The sequence below is a fragment of the Flavobacterium crassostreae genome (genome assembly GCF_001831475.1).
Classification (GTDB): Bacteria; Bacteroidota; Bacteroidia; order Flavobacteriales; family Flavobacteriaceae; genus Flavobacterium; species Flavobacterium crassostreae.
Genome location: NZ_CP017688.1, coordinates 230,123 through 246,025, shown reverse-complemented (window position 1 = coordinate 246,025; position 15,903 = coordinate 230,123). Strand labels below are relative to the sequence as shown.

Annotated in this window: 13 protein-coding genes and 1 tRNA gene; 7 read left to right on the top strand and 7 right to left on the bottom strand. The window is 36.2% G+C overall.

Annotated features, from left to right (window positions below; all coding sequences use genetic code 11):
* The first annotated feature begins 6 nt into the window (after positions 1–6).
* The 7 genes from LB076_RS14105 to LB076_RS01075 all read left to right on the top strand — a co-directional run bounded on the left by LB076_RS14105 (position 7) and on the right by LB076_RS01075 (position 9,103).
* Positions 7–1,944 (top strand): efflux RND transporter permease subunit, encoded by a 1,938-nt coding sequence (locus LB076_RS14105; RefSeq protein ID WP_066336048.1) that lies wholly within the window; start codon positions 7–9, stop codon positions 1,942–1,944.
* Positions 1,931–3,190, top strand: coding sequence for a TolC family protein (locus LB076_RS01100; RefSeq protein WP_066336050.1), 1,260 nt, complete (start codon positions 1,931–1,933; stop codon positions 3,188–3,190). The genes LB076_RS14105 and LB076_RS01100 overlap by 14 nt, the downstream gene beginning before the upstream one ends.
* Positions 3,187–4,434, top strand: coding sequence for a heavy metal-binding domain-containing protein (locus LB076_RS01095; protein WP_066336054.1), 1,248 nt, complete (start codon positions 3,187–3,189; stop codon positions 4,432–4,434). The genes LB076_RS01100 and LB076_RS01095 overlap by 4 nt, the downstream gene beginning before the upstream one ends.
* A gap of 2 nt (positions 4,435–4,436) precedes the next feature.
* Positions 4,437–5,651, top strand: a complete 1,215-nt coding sequence (locus LB076_RS01090) for an efflux RND transporter periplasmic adaptor subunit (RefSeq protein WP_066336057.1) — start codon at positions 4,437–4,439, stop codon at positions 5,649–5,651.
* A 74-nt stretch (positions 5,652–5,725) separates the two neighbouring features.
* Positions 5,726–6,286 (top strand): helix-turn-helix transcriptional regulator, encoded by a 561-nt coding sequence (locus LB076_RS01085; RefSeq protein ID WP_066336060.1) that lies wholly within the window; start codon positions 5,726–5,728, stop codon positions 6,284–6,286.
* Between the two features lie 83 nt (positions 6,287–6,369).
* Positions 6,370–8,799: a heavy metal translocating P-type ATPase gene (locus tag LB076_RS01080; protein WP_066336071.1), complete on the top strand. Its 2,430-nt coding sequence runs from the start codon at positions 6,370–6,372 to the stop codon at positions 8,797–8,799.
* Between the two features lie 232 nt (positions 8,800–9,031).
* A tRNA-Glu gene (locus LB076_RS01075) sits at positions 9,032–9,103 on the top strand.
* 431 nt (positions 9,104–9,534) lie between these two features.
* Here the strand turns inward: LB076_RS01075 and LB076_RS01070 are convergent.
* The 7 genes from LB076_RS01070 to LB076_RS01040 all read right to left on the bottom strand — a co-directional run bounded on the left by LB076_RS01070 (position 9,535) and on the right by LB076_RS01040 (position 15,902).
* The gene (locus LB076_RS01070; RefSeq protein WP_232505665.1) at positions 9,535–11,949 is read right to left on the bottom strand and encodes an outer membrane beta-barrel family protein; all 2,415 of its coding nucleotides are present in this window, start codon (positions 11,947–11,949) and stop codon (positions 9,535–9,537) included.
* Positions 11,950–12,083: 134 nt separating this feature from the next.
* On the bottom strand, positions 12,084–12,767 hold the full coding sequence (locus tag LB076_RS01065) for a hypothetical protein (RefSeq protein WP_066336073.1): 684 nt from the start codon (positions 12,765–12,767) through the stop codon (positions 12,084–12,086).
* A 2-nt stretch (positions 12,768–12,769) separates the two neighbouring features.
* The gene (locus LB076_RS01060) at positions 12,770–13,060 is read right to left on the bottom strand and encodes a hypothetical protein (protein WP_066336075.1); all 291 of its coding nucleotides are present in this window, start codon (positions 13,058–13,060) and stop codon (positions 12,770–12,772) included.
* Positions 13,050–13,616 (bottom strand): REP-associated tyrosine transposase, encoded by a 567-nt coding sequence (locus tag LB076_RS01055; RefSeq protein WP_066336081.1) that lies wholly within the window; start codon positions 13,614–13,616, stop codon positions 13,050–13,052. Before LB076_RS01055 ends, LB076_RS01060 begins: the two co-directional genes overlap by 11 nt.
* A gap of 159 nt (positions 13,617–13,775) precedes the next feature.
* Positions 13,776–14,465, bottom strand: coding sequence for a hypothetical protein (locus LB076_RS01050; protein WP_066336090.1), 690 nt, complete (start codon positions 14,463–14,465; stop codon positions 13,776–13,778).
* A 2-nt stretch (positions 14,466–14,467) separates the two neighbouring features.
* Positions 14,468–15,445, bottom strand: a complete 978-nt coding sequence (locus LB076_RS01045) for a hypothetical protein (protein WP_066336091.1) — start codon at positions 15,443–15,445, stop codon at positions 14,468–14,470.
* A 1-nt stretch (position 15,446) separates the two neighbouring features.
* Positions 15,447–15,902, bottom strand: coding sequence for a hypothetical protein (locus LB076_RS01040; protein WP_066336094.1), 456 nt, complete (start codon positions 15,900–15,902; stop codon positions 15,447–15,449).
* Position 15,903 lies beyond the last annotated feature (1 nt).

Below are 15,903 nucleotides of genomic sequence, written 5' to 3'. Positions count from 1 at the left end.
TAGACAATGAAAAAATTAATTCAAAAAATAACCCAAAAACAAAACGATCCGTTGTCTTCCAAAGAAAGGATACAACTCATCGAAAAGTCCTCCAAGTTGGTTGGGCCAGGAGTGTTTTATTCCACCTTGATCGTGATTGCTTCTTTTTTGCCAGTATTTTTATTAACCGGTATAGAAGGAAAGCTCTTTAGTCCCTTGGCATGGACTAAATCATTTATCCTCATAGTAGATGCCTTTTTAGCCATTACCTTAACCCCTGTTTTAATTAGTTTTTTGTTAAAAGGCAAATTGCGCCCAGAAAACAAAAATCCTATTAATAAAAGAATGGAACGCCTGTACACTCCTGTTTTGACTTTTTGTCTAAAATGGCGTAAATCCGTGTTGGCAGTAAATAGTATTGCCTTATTGATTGGAGGACTACTCTTTACGCAGTTGGGTTCGGAGTTTATGCCGCCACTAGACGAAGGTTCTATCTTGTTTATGCCTGTTACCTTGCCCGATATTTCCAATTCTGAAATCAAAAGAATACTACAAGTTCAGGATAAATTAATCCAATCCATTCCGGAGGTAGAACATGTTTTAGGAAAAGCAGGTAGAGCCAATACGGCAACAGACAATAGCCCAATTAGCATGATCGAAACCATTGTTTTGTTAAAACCACACGCCCAATGGAGAGAAGGAAAAACCAAAAAGGATATTATAACAGAGATCAATAACAAACTACAAATCCCGGGAGTAACCAATGGTTTTACCCAGCCTATTATAAACCGGATCAACATGCTGGCAACCGGAGTTAGAACCGATGTAGGCATAAAAATTTATGGAGCCAATCTAGATACAATTGCTGTACTTTCTCAAAAAATAAAAGCAACGTTGGAGGGAACCTCTGGAGTCAAAGATCTTTTTGCAGAACCCATTACAGGCGGCAAATACATTGATATTATTGCCAAAAGAGAAGTTATAGGCCGTTACGGGCTCAGTATTGATGCCGTAAACAATGTGGTACAAACCGCAATAGGCGGTATGGTTTTGACTACCACAATAGCCGGTAGACAACGTTTTTCGGTTAACGCACGATACGCTCAAGAATTTAGAAACAGTATAGAAGGGCTAAAAAAACTACAAATACAAACCACAGATTTTGGTCCCATACCCTTAGAAACCGTAGCCGATATTACCATTAGCGATGGTCCAGCGATGCTAAATAGTGAAAATGCCATGCTCAGAGGCAGTGTGTTATTTAATGTCAGAGATCGGGATTTGGGCAGCACCGTAAAAGAAGCCCAGGATAAACTAAACGCCATGCTGCACAAATTGCCCAAAGGATATTATCTAGAATGGAGCGGACAGTGGGAAAACCAAATTAGAGCCAACCAAACCTTGCTTTGGATCATGCCCTTGGTAATACTAATAATTTTCATGATTTTGTACTTTACCTACGGATCCCTCAAAGAAGCATTTATAACCATGATAACAGTGCCATTTGCTTTAGTAGGCGGAATTTTTATGGTATATTTTTACGGTATTAATTTATCTGTGGCAGTAGCAGTAGGGTTTATAGCCTTATTTGGGCTAGCTATTGAAACCGCAATGTTAATCACCATTTACCTCAACGAAGCCATGGTCCAAATGGTAGCCAAACACGGCAATAGTAGCCAAACCCTTACAGAAGACATAATACGAGAATATATTATATCTGGTTCTGCCAAAAGGTTGCGTCCTAAATTGATGACCGTTTCGGTGGCTTTATTTGGGTTGGTTCCTATTTTATGGTCTACCGGAACAGGAGCAGATGTCATGATCCCAATCACGATACCTTTAATAGGAGGGACTATTACCTCTACTATTTATGTATTATTAGTAACGCCAGTTGTTTTTGAAATGAGTAAACTCAGAGAATTAAAAACCAACGGCAAAATAGAAATTATCCATGCAAAACATTAAAAAATATTTGGTTATATGCGGTTTGATTTGGATCGGTATACCTGCAAAAGCACAAATCCTTACCCTAGATTCTATTTGGAAAACCATCCAGAACAATAATCCGCAATTACAAATACACGATGCGGAGATCCAAAGCAGCAATGCAGCTGTCCGAGGAGCCAAAACTTGGATGGCACCACAACTAAGTACGGGGTTTTTTATGACACCCTACAACACCCAAATGTGGAAAGCAAATCCAATGAATCCCGCAATGGGAGCCTATATGGTTGGGGTTACCCAAATGATACCTAACAGTTCTAGGCTCAAAGCAGATGCCAACTATCTAATGGCCGTGGCATCTGTAGAGAAAGAAAATAAAAAACATACCGCCAACCAGTTGTATGCCTTAGCCAAAACCAATTACTACCAAGGATTGGTATTGGGTAAAAAAATAAAAATAGCCAAAGATAATTTGCTGCTTTTGGAATATTGGATCCAAAGCATGGAAATTCGCTACCAATACACCCTGGGGAGTTTGCCTACATATTATAAAGCCAAATCACAAGTAGGCGCATTAGAGAGCGTAATAATTGGGTTAGAAAACTCGCTTTCGCAAAAAAAAATCCTGCTCCATACCTTGATGGCAACAGACATAAGAACCAATTTTACAATAGATACCAATTATGTTTTCAAAGATTTCAACTTTTTGCCAGCCGATACGGTAACATTAGCTCAAAACCGTAGCGACATACAAGCAATAAAAAAAATGAAAGTAATAAACCACTTAAAAACCGAAATAGAAAAATCCAAACTGCTTCCGGAATTTGGACTAAAATACGACCATATGTTTGCCTTTGGAGATGGTCCACAACAATTTTCCTTAATGGGAATGATAACCATACCAATGCCTTGGTCAACCAAAATAAATAAGGCTACTATTGCGAGTATACAAATAAAAAACCAAAGTCTAGAATGGCAAAAGCAACAGATTTTGAACGAAACTAGAGGGTTGCTTTTGGGACTAAAAAAGGAAGTAACAAGCCTTAAAAAACAGTATGACATTGCTCAAAATAAGACCATACCAGCCCTCAAAAAAAATTACGACACCGCAATGATCTCTTGGCAAAATAACACTGGAGCCTTGTTTGCGGTGCTAGATGCCTGGGAGTCCTTAAATAGTGCACAAACAGATAGTTTAGATACATTGCAGGCCATTTTGAGTACCCAAGTAGAAATTGAAAAACAATTGGAAACCAATAATTTATGAAAAAAAATATAAAATATACTTTGGTGTTTTTAGTTAGTGCTGTCAGTGCCCTTGGAGTTTATTATTTGGCAGCCAAAGCAAATAATACCTCCTTGTTTTCCAGCCAAAATCACCAATTGAGCTACACATGTCCGATGCCACAAGATTCGGTTTTTAGCCCCCAACCTGGTGTTTGTCCCAAATGCGGCATGGATTTGGTGCTCCAAACAGCCCATAAAGAACCCACACAATCCCATGCAATAACGCATTTGTTACAACCAACAGATGCCTTTGTAGTGGGGGATTTTCAGAGCACTACAGCCAAAGATACCGCAATAGGCAACACCATAAAACTTCCCGGATTAGTAGCTTATGACCCAAATTCTGCCGTAACGATAGCTGCTAAAATTGGCGGTAGGATTGAAAAAATGTATGTGTATTATCGATTTCAAAAAATAGCCAAAGGCCAAAAATTGTTTGATTTGTATAGTCCAGAACTCCTAACAGCACAACAAAATTACCTGTATTTGATTACTAATGATCCCACTAATGGTACGATGATACAAGCAGCAAAACAACAATTAGTGCTCTACGGAATGCCGAATGGTCAAATCCAATCTTTGGCAACAACCAAGAGAGCCCACCCAGTGCTATCCATATACAGTCCCGCAGACGGAATCGTACAATCTGCCGCTGTTTTGGAACCAAAATATTCCAAAAATACGCCAACAGCCGCTACCTCATTAGATATAAAAGAAGGGGATTATATCCTCAAAAACCAAGTTGTTTTTAAATTATTAAATACCAATAAAGTTTGGGGTGTTTTTAATATAATTCCGGGCTACGCCAGTCAAGTCCAACTAAATCAAAGGGTCAAAATTAGCCCAGAGTTACACGCAACAGATTCTATTTATGCTAAAATAAATTTTATAGAAACCCAATTAAATCCCAACGAAAAAACCAACCGAATTCGGGTATATTTAAACAATAAAAGCCTAAAATTCCCTATTGGTTTGCCCTTGCAAGCAGAGGTAACCATCGGTTCTGTAAAAGCAATTTGGTTGCAAAAACAAGCAATACGAAGCATGGGTACCCAAAAAATAGTCTTTCTCAAAAAAAAGAATGGCTTTAAAGCAACGTCAGTACAAACAGGCTTAGAAAATAAGGGGTTTATACAAGTTACACAAGGCATTACCGTGCGCGATAGTGTGGCTGCAAATGCCGCATATTTAATGGATAGCGAAAGCTTTATAAAAACAAAATAATTATGAAAAAGACCCTACAAATTAGCCTTTTATTGATCGTATTGGTTTTGGGGGTTTCTTGTAATACCAAAAACAAGCAACAGCCCACAGCAACGCATTCCGAAGAAAATATTTTTTATACCTGCTCGATGGATCCTCAGGTCAAAGAAGATAAACCAGGCAAATGCCCGATTTGTCAAATGGATTTAACCCCCATGAAAAAAGATACTTCCGCTTTGAATGAAATTAGACTCAGTGAACAGCAAATTAAATTAGGCAATATAAGCCTGCAAAAAATTGCTGCAACCCAAAAGAGTTTGGACAAAAAGTATACGGGGGTTTTGGCCGTGCATCCCGAAAAAATTAAAAACATTTCTGCAAGAGCAAGCGGCCGAATAGAAAAACTGTATTTTAAAGCCCAAGGAGATTATATTTCCAAAAACCAAGCGATTTACCAACTCTACAGTGAGGAGATCGCTGTTGCAAAACAAGATTATTTTGTGGCCTACAAGCAGTTGTCCATGCCAGGAGATTTTGGTAAAAATGCAAAAACGCTCTGGTATGCTGCCAAGCAAAAATTGTTGTTTTACGGATTGACAAATGCCCAAATTGAAAGCATAACTTCGGCTGCTGCCGCTGCATCCTACACCACTTTTTATAGCAACTATAGCGGCTATGTTTCAGAAATATTTGCAACCCAAGGCAGTTATATTCCAGAAGGTGCCCCTATAACTCAATTGGTAGATTACAGCACTTTGTGGTTAGAGATAGAGGCAAATGCAAACTACGTCAGTAACGTGTATTTGGGTCAGAAAGCTGTGGTTGCTTTTGTGGACTATCCGTCTAAAACCATAAAAGCGGCTATTTCTTTTATTAATCCAGAAATCAACCCAGAGTCTAGATTGCTTTTAATCCGGATAGAAATCCCCAATGCAAGTTTGGATTTAAAACCTGGTATGCAAGCCGTAGCCACGCTCTATAATACGTCTTCAAAGGCAGTGTTTATTCCTGCAGATGCACTTATTAGAGATCAAAAAGCAACCTATGTATGGGTAGAAAAAAAGCATGGGGTATATCAAAAAATACGGGTAGAAACCGGAATAGAATCTGGAGGTGCCGTAGAGATCAAAACCCAGTTAGATCCAAATAAAAGAGTGGTCATCACAGGAGCTTATGCCATTAATAGTGAGTACCAATTTAGAAAAGGTGCGGATCCTATGGCTGGAATGCAAATGTAAATCTGGTAGCTTTTTATACTTTACAATCTATTTAAAACGTCTAAAAACAATAAAACAATAAAATAATTTTGCAAATGAAACTCTATATAAAAAACATGGTTTGTAGTCGTTGCGAGAGGGCTGTACAATTGGAGTTAGAAAAAATGCACCTACCAATTACGGCTATAAAACTAGGAGAAGTCACTCTTTCTTGCGAGCTAACAAAAACACAAAAAACACAACTATCTCAAGCCTTGCAGCAGCTAGGTTTTAGGGTATTAGAAGACGAGCAAAGTAAGACCATTGCACAAATTAAAAATGCCATTATTGATTTAGTGCACTATCAGGATCAGAATATAAAAACCAACCTATCCACCTATCTTTCTACCAATTTAAACCAAGACTATAGCGCATTAAGCAAATTATTTTCTGATAAAGAAAACCAAACCATTGCACATTATTTCATAGTTCAAAAAATAGAAAAAGCAAAAGAATTGCTAGATTATAAGGAGTTATCTTTAAGTGAAATAGCCCATAAATTAAATTATAGCAACGTGGCTCATTTAAGCAACCAGTTTAAAAAAATAACGGGTAGTACACCCACTTTTTTCAAAAAAAACCAGAAAATTGCCAGAAAATCCTTGGATATTTTGTAAAACATACAAATAACTTCCAGAATTGTGTAACAGCAAATACTAGTTTTGTAAGATATTTGTACTCTAAATTAAATAGCCAAAAAATGAAACACACCTATACAATCACAGGAATGTCTTGCAACGGCTGTAGGACCAAAGTAGAAAAAGCCTTAAATGCACTTGCATCCGTTACGGCAACAGTAACTCTGGATCCGCCAATAGCAACCATTACTAGCAGCAAGACGATCGCTATATCCGTGCTTCAAGACGCTCTAACTGCAGTTGGAGATTATTCTATCCAAAGTGTCCAAGCAACGCTTCCTTTATCCGAAGCTCCCTTAGAAAACCAGGGGTCCTGCTGCAGCACCGCAAAAACCTCTAAACCCAAAGCAGATTTTAGTTCTAAAATTGCTCCAGGCAAATACTATTGTCCGATGTTTTGCGAAGGCGACAAAGTCTATGACCAACCAGGAGACTGTCCGGTTTGCGGAATGGATTTAGTATCCATGAAGCCTACAAATCCAGAAGAAAATAAAACCTATACGGATTTGATGCGCAAAATGAAGATAGCACTAATTTTTACCCTGCCTATTTTTATAATTGCCATGACTACCATGTTGCCCAATACGCCTTTAGTGCAAATTATGCCAATAAAATCCTGGGATTGGGTGCAGTTTTTATTGTCACTTCCGGTTGTTTTTTATGCAGCTTGGATGTTTTTTGAGCGTGCCTGGAAATCCGTATTAACAGCCAACTTAAATATGTTTACCCTTATTGGTATAGGATCTGGAGCAGCATTTTTGTTTAGTGTTTTTGGATTGTTTTTTCCGGATGCTTTTCCGGCCGAATTTAAAACCCAAACCGGAACCGTTCCGTTATATTTTGAAGCAACCACCGTTATTTTGACTCTGGTTTTGTTAGGACAATTACTCGAAGCAAGAGCCCATAGCAGAACCAGTGGCGCCATCAAAGAATTAATGAAATTGGCTCCAACCCAAGCTACTTTGGTTGTGGATGGAGTAGACAAGGTAGTCTCTATTGCGAGTATTAAAAAAGGCGATTGGTTACGAGTAAAACCAGGAGAGAAAATTCCGGTAGATGGCAAGATCACTCAAGGCAAAAGCACCATTGATGCGTCTATGGTCACCGGAGAACCTATCCCTGTAGATAAATCAGTTGGAGATAGCGTGGTTGCAGGAACCATAAATGGCAACCAATCCTTTGTGATGGTTGCACAAAAAATAGGCTCAGAAACCTTGCTTTCGCAAATTGTTCAAATGGTTACAGACGCCAGCCGTTCTAGAGCACCTATTCAAAAATTGGCCGACAGAATAGCCAAATATTTTGTACCTACAGTGGTAGGAGTTTCGGTACTTGCTTTTTTGGTTTGGGCAAAATATGGACCAGAACCCCATGCTTTAATTTATGGATTTATCAACGCGGTTGCGGTTTTAATTATAGCCTGTCCTTGCGCTTTAGGATTGGCAACTCCTATGTCTGTAATGGTAGGCGTGGGCAAAGGAGCACAATCTGGGGTTTTAATAAAAAACGCCGAAGCCTTAGAGGTAATGGATCAAGTGGATGTTTTAATTACAGACAAAACAGGAACCATTACTGAGGGGAAGCCATCCGTAGAAAAAGTTTTTGCAACCAACAACCAAGAGGCAGATTTGCTCCAAAAGATCGCTTCGCTCAACCAATATAGCGAACATCCTTTGGCGCAAGCCGTAGTCGCTTTTGCGCAAGCCAAAAAATTGAGCCTGACCGATGTTGCAGATTTTGAAGCCGTTTCAGGAAAAGGAGTAACCGGAACAGTGGCCAACAAAAAAGTAGCATTAGGCAACAAAAAATTAATGCAACAAGTGCATGCCTTGGTGTCCGAGGATATAGAGCAAAAAATAATTGCAGAACAAAAACTAGGTAAAACAGTTTCGTATATTGCCGTAGACCAAGTAGTTTTGGGATATGTAGCCATTACGGATGCCATTAAAAACACCAGTGCAGCAGCCATCAAAGAGTTGATGCGCCAAGGAATAGAGGTAATTATGCTTACAGGAGACAACGAAAACACCGCAAAATCGGTGGCCAATGAGCTGCAGTTAACTTCTTTTATTGCAGGTTGTTTGCCAGAGGATAAGCGCGACGAAATTAAACGCTTACAGGCTCAGGGCAAAATAGTAGCCATGGCAGGTGATGGGATTAATGATGCCCCTGCTTTGGCACAGGCTAATGTAGGTATCGCTATGGGTACCGGAACAGATGTTGCCATAGAGAGTGCCAAAATCACCTTAGTTAAAGGAGACCTACAGGGAATAGTTAAGGCCAAAAAGCTCAGTCATGGAGTAATGAAAAACATTCGTCAGAATTTGTTTTTTGCGTTCTTTTACAATGTGTTAGGCATTCCTATTGCTGCCGGAGTTTTGTATCCTTTTTTTGGGTTGTTGCTCTCGCCAATGATTGCTGCTTTGGCCATGAGCTTTAGTTCGGTATCTGTAATTGCAAATGCGTTGCGGTTACGAAAGATGCATTTGTAGCTTGTTTTGGTGCCCGATCCTTTTTTAAAGACCTAAAAATAGTCCAGAAAGTGGTAGTTGGTGTTTGGAAAAATAAAAATACCTGCTGCCTTTTTGGATACTATAAAAGCTAGTTATGAATAGATTAGCATTTCTGGGAAGTAAAAAAGTAAAATTTCGGGAGACTTTTTGTATTTTGACTTGGTGAAACTGAAAAATTGTGTTACTTTTGCACCCGAATCAAAAAAATGATGGCCCGTTCGTCTATCGGTTAGGACGCATGGTTTTCATCCATGTAAGAGCGGTTCGATTCCGCTACGGGCTACACTATTCTAATAGATTAGAATCTATATTTTTTTTAAAAAATTGACTTTGCTGTTTAGTTTAGTGGGTTAATTTCAATTTACTTCCTATAAAATATCTAAAAGCCTCAAAATGTATTTTTTGAGGCTTTTTTTGTGGGGTTTAAATCATCATCCCAAAACGGATCAATGGATCAAGACATAAATGGATCAATCCCAAAACCTGGGATCAATCCTAAAACCTGTGGAGTAGCAAAAATTAAGCATAAATAGTATTTAGCCTAAAAAAGTAAGAACTCCACATTTCTTGCTCTTCTAAATTGGCTTCTAAATGCTTTTATCTCTGCATGGAATAACTCGGCAGATGTTTCCGTGCTTAGATTATAAGAAGTATATCTTCTTAACTTTATGTTTTTCATAGATCATTTCTTTTTGAAATATAGCTTTTGTTGTGTTATAAGGATGATTTTTTATGATAAAAATCAGCAAGTTGTACTTCTAGGTAGATTTCTATTTCGGTCTGTTTTTTTCCTTTTTGTAGCATTTCAAATACTTTTGAAAGATTTGCTTTTTTAAAGTCCTTCAATAATCCTTTATCATCCGCGACATCTCCATAGGTCAAATCATTCATTTGTTCCTGCATCCATTTGTGGGCATTGTATTTCTTGTCCTTTACTTCAAGGTATTTCAGTGTTTTTTCGCTAATGGTTTTTCCTTTAGCACGTAAGTTGTTAACGTAAGCATGGGCTTTTATCGATTCTTCTTCCATGGCAATATCGATTCTGGCGGCGTCTTTGTATAAGATTTTCAAACTGCTAAACACCAAATTGTTGTACGAATCAATGTAATCTTTGTTTTCATACAAATAGTCCAAATAGTGTACTGCAGTATTTTTATATCCTTTATCGGGTTTTTCTTCATCAAGATGCAAGGTTTTTTCTAGTAGTGCAAGTTTTGTAGTAATGCCATCTACATCCTTTAGTCCTTTAAAGTCTGGGGTTTCTAGCAGGTTTGTAATGACTTTACTAATGCTGTCATGAGTGCCCGAAAACAAATGGGTTCTATAGGCAAACGAAAAAATCTTGTCTTTTTTATTTTTTAATTTTTGTGCTGCTTCTGCTTCTTCTGCTTCAACTTGGGGTTTTCTGTCGAAGTTAAATTTGATGTTTCCAATGTCAAAATTGTAGTTGTAGCCAAAAGTAACGGTCAAACTGCGATTGTTTGTTTTGACTGAGGACTGAAACAATTGTATGGCGCTAAGGTTGAAATTGTGTTTTTGTTTGTAAATGTAGGAGGCATTGGCTCTAAAATTAGTTACTGCTGTGGAGCCAGATTTCCCTTGACTGGAATTATAGGAGCTAGAAAGTCCAGTGTTTAGTTTTTTGTCAAAAAATTTCTTGTTTACGTTAACGGTAGGGCCCCAAGTGGTAGCATTTTCTCTTCCTATCGTGTTTACGGTTCCGTTTAAGGCTGCTGTTATATTGGTGTTTTTTTTAGGAAATCCTAAAGTGTACGAGGTATTCATGTTATGAAAGGTAGAAGCATCACCAATCCTTACAATGCCGCCTTGTGCATTGGCTACATCTGTAAGTGAGTAGTTGATGTTTAGGTTTTTTTGAACAGTTTCTTTTTTTGAAATCGAATAGTTAACGTTCAAATTCGCATTTTGTGATATTTGTTTAAAATCCATTTGGTCGCTGATAGTTCCCATGATGTTAGTATTGTTAATCACATCAAATTGGTTGACTTTAGTATTGGTGTAACTGCTAAAGTTAGAATAGGAACCGGTTAACATTAATTTTTGAGTCGCATTAAATGTCGCGTTAATCGAGCCTACCGTTCTGTGTGTTCCTTGTTCTTTTTGGTTTTCAAGATCGTCTTTTTGATAACCTACATTAAAAGCCAGGTTTAATTTATTTTGGAATAATTGTGTGGTGGTATTTAAAGTGATGTTTTCGAAATCATTATTAAAAAAATAAGCGCCTAAGGTGGTGTAACCTGGATCAATACGCTCATAAGTAACGCCTAGCGATGAACCTTTAAAGTTGTAATCAAAACCGGCTTTTAAGGCCGCATAATGTTCTGTTGAGGCTCTATTGTTAAACAATTTTCCAGCTATGCCTGTGCCTGTAGTAGCAGTGGGTGCTGCACGTAGATCTTGGGTGATGGCAGTAGAGGCATACTCTGCTTTTATTTTTAAGTTATCTACTATTTTGTAGGACCCATCAATACTTACTACTAAATTTTCCTTGGGAGTGACTCCTTTGTTGTCTGGGACCGCTATCAGGGAATTGATGTTATCCTTAGCATAAAACGCTATAATTCCTAGGCTGTATTTTTCTTGTTCGTAGTTGATCTTGGCCCCATAGCCAAAACGAGAAAACGCAGGAACCGTGCGTTCGTCTCCAGTATCCTCCGTAGCTTTTAGTAAACGTCCCGCCATGGCAGCAATTTTAAAATGCCCTTTGGGACTGAGTTCTACTCCACCCCCTGTAAACTGATAACCGCTTAAGGTATAAGGCGAAAAACTCATATTAGCATCACCTATATGGGCTTGTATCCATTTGTATTTGGGATGCAAACTCAAGCGATTAAATTTGTAGGGCACTTGATAATCCAGATTCGCACCTTGGTTTGAATAGCTGTAGCTCACCGGCATACTCAATGCCATAAAACTAACATTAAGACTCCCTTGCAAATAATACGTAAATGGTGCTCTACCGCTGCTTTGATTGGAATCATAAAAAATGCTATTGGCAGACACTGCACCACTTATTTTTAAGGGTTTGCCTCTACCTATAAAACCGCCTATATTCTCTAAATCTACATTTTGAGAAAAACCTACAGTTGTCATGGCTAGGAATAGCACGACTAACTTTATTTTTATACTAAATGTTGCTCTCAAAATGGATTCACTATTGTTTTTTTATTATGTGATTGATGCTTGTTGTTTTTATTGACGAACCACACGGAAGGATTCGTGCGGTAGCGGGGAATATCAAACTAAATCTTTTTATACTCTCCGCTATCTAAATATTCTGTAAGTGAAAGAAAAGCATCGTACGACGATTGCCACATTGAGGGATTTTGATTTACATACATTTTATAGTCTTTGTCTTTGGATTGTTTGTAATCTTCATATTTTGTATTTTGACAAAGCTTCATTATAATCAAAACTTTTAAAGTACAATTTCCAGATATAAAATTTGGGTATTCTTCAAAAGATAATTTATTCAAAATCTCATCATTTACGGCTTGTAAATCTGGTATTTTTTCGAAAAAGGGTACTATGTAAGTATCTACGTGGTTGGAGATGTTTTGTTTAAAAATTTCAATGTCTTCTTTGGTTTTTAATGGTGAAGCTGCTTTTAATGCTTTCCATATATCCGTCCATTTTTCTCTATTTTCATATAAATAATAATTAACAACTATTTTTTCAAAAGGATTTGTTCTAATTTCAATGAATTTTTGAAGAATATTTGTTACTTCCAAAAATGATATTTGACCATATACATCGACAAAAGCTTTTTTTGTTATATCAAGGGTAATGGTAATCCAATGAATATTGTTTTTGTCTTTTCTGTAATAGTCTAAAGCACCATTATGTTCGTAATATTTTGAATCTGGATATCCTTTTTCTGCAAAAAAAGACTTAAAGATGTTAAATATTTGTTCGTTAAATTTCATGATTATTTAGTTTTTAAAATTCCACTTTCACTATACAATTTTATAAAATCACCGTTTTTAGTTATTGAACTTTTTACGTCAAAGTCTTCAATTCTACTCCCTTTAATTAAAGCCTCATTTCCTATTGCTTTGATACTCCAACCATCCATATTTTTTGCTACATTTTGGTTTGGTGTCCAACCAGTAGAGCCAGATAGTTTTGAGTCAACTATAATCGTTTCGAGATATTTACCATTTGGTCCCCCCGCTGCCGCACGAATCCCTTCGTGTGGTTCGCTATCATTAAATACCATACATTCTAAAAACAACTACATCGTCTATTAATCCTTTTTCACCTGAATAATCAATAGCACTACTATAAACATAATCTTCCGCTTTATAAACTAAACCTTCCTCTACAGGATTATTATGCACATAATCTATCTTTTGCTGAATCACTTTATTACTCCACAATTCGATAGGCTTGTTATCGTGCCTCCAAAATTGATTGTGTTTTACATTGGAACTTTTCTCGGCTTCTTTTTGAAAAAAATCCAGCAAGAATTCTTTTCTACTCTCCCTTGGATTTTCTTGAATACTTTTTACAATCGATCGACTAGTAAATCGCTTTAAATCTCCAATCAATAACTCAGGATTTTGATCGTTTATACTTCTAAAAACTAAATGCACATGATTACTCATTATACACCAAGCGTGAATTTCTAATCCTTTGTTCTTTTGACAAAATGCTAGACTTTCAAGAAATAAATCTTTGTACTCATTACGAGTAAATACATCCAACCAACCTACAACAGCAAAACTTATAAAATACAAACCCTCCGGATTATAAAACTTATAATTTCTACTCATAGTTGTTGTTTTAAGGTTGAAGTAAATATAGGAAGTTTAGTTTTAAAATTATGTTAGTGTTCAACTTCATGAACCACACGAAAGGATTCGTGCGGTAGCGGGGGGAATCCATTAACATCATTACCTTTAATCAAAGCTTCATTTCCAATTGCTTTGATATCAAACTAAATCTTTCTTATACTCTCCACTATCTAGATATGCTAACAATGCTTTTAAGGTTTCGTAATCTTTGCCATACTTGTTCGGATCTGCTTTATAAGCATTAGTGTACGTATTAATTACCCAAATTTTAAAATCGTCATATTTTAAATTATTACAAAGTTTCATTATAATTAAAACTTTAAAATGAGTTTCTCCAGGAATATATTTTGTATACAAAGATTGTGGCACCCTATTCAAAATCTCATCATTTACTGCTTGTAAATTGGGGATTTTTTCGAAAAAGGGTACTATGTAGTTGTCTACGTGGTTGGAGATGTTTTGTTTAAAAATTTCAATGTCTTCTTTGGTTTTTAATGGTGAAGCTGCTTTTAATGCTTTCCATACATCCGTCCATTTTTCTCTATTTTCATATAAATAATAATTAACAACTATTTTTTCAAAAGGATTTGTTCTAATTTCAATGAATTTTTGAAGAATATTTGTTACTTCCAAAAATGATATTTGACCATATACATCGACAAAAGCTTTTTTTGTTATATCAAGGGTAATGGTAATCCAATGAATATTGTTTTTGTCTTTTCTGTAATAGTCTAAAGCACCATTATGTTCGTAATATTTTGAATCTGGATATCCTTTTTCTGCAAAAAAAGACTTAAAGATGTTAAATATTTGTTCGTTAAATTTCATGATTATTTAGTTTTTAAAATTCCACTTTCACTATACAATTTTATAAAATCACCGTTTTTAGTTATTGAACTTTTTACGTCAAAGTCTTCAATTCTACTCCCTTTAATTAAAGCCTCATTTCCTATTGCTTTGATACTCCATCCATCCATTTTTTTTGCTGTATTTTGGTTGGGTGTCCAACCAGTAGAGCCCGATAGTTTTGAGTCAATTATGATGGTTTCGAGAAAGTCTTTCCCTAATCCGTCTTGACTTACTTTAACTAACATAAAATCAGGAATCCAAAATTGGCCTTTATCAATGCAATTTTTGGTTAAACATAACTGTACTTGCGAATATATAGAATATTCATCTAAATTGATCTTTGGGTTTAAATCATTTAAATGCTTAGCTAATGTTGTATAAGCTTCAGAATTTGCATCAGACAGTTGCGTTTTTATTAAATTACCAAAGGCAGTTCCAGCTTCTCGGTTTGTTTTAAATACTGCTTGATTTGCACCATAATCTAGCCACTTTCTAGCTTTATCGCTTGGAATCTCATCTAGCCTTCGAAGCATTTCAGCTAATTTTTCACTTTCTTCTGTTGAGAGCATTCCAGTTTTATGAGCAAGAAATCCTTTTACTTGTATCAGATTTTCAGGGTTGTTGATATAGATTAAAAAATCTGTATCACAATCGTCTAAAAACTTAGTAAGTGTAGAACCTACTTTATCATCGTTAAATAGGGCAATTTTAGCTTGATTTTCTGGGCTTAGTTTCGAGAATTTCTCTATATATGTTGGGTTGGTTTTTATGTATTTGCTGCCATTCGTTTGGAGTGTTTTATAAGCGTTGAACTCTTCTTTTGATGCGTTTTTAAAATAAGCACTTAATTTAGCATTAGAATTAGTTTCTATCAGCAATTCTTTAAACCAACATTGCGCACTAATACTATTTATGAATAGCAATAAGAGTATAAAAAACATTTTTTTAATCTGTTGCATATTATTGGGGTTTTATTTCGTGAAATCTATTTTTGAGTAAATTAAAAATATAAATATCTTCTTCGTACTTATGCGAGTCAGCTGTTTTTAAAAATTCAAAATAAGTTGATAACTTTTCTATTGCCTCAATTATAGTTGCGTCTTTGATAACTTTGTTTTTTATTCTACCACTTTGAAGTAAACTTACATAAGTATAGGTATGCATTAACAAACTGTCATTTGTTGCTATGCTTTTTGGTGTAGTAGTATTAATCAATTGTTCAAACATATCATTTATTTCATTTATTCCTTCGTTTTTTTCTAAACATGGAATAATGTGATATAACCAAATGCCTAAAGTCCAATGTGTACCGTACTCTCTATCAGTCAAATAATATTCGCCGTTGCCTAATGCAAAATCAAATAAATTTTTATTGATTATTGCTTTTTGTAATAAGTTGCTATTTTCTTTTTCCATG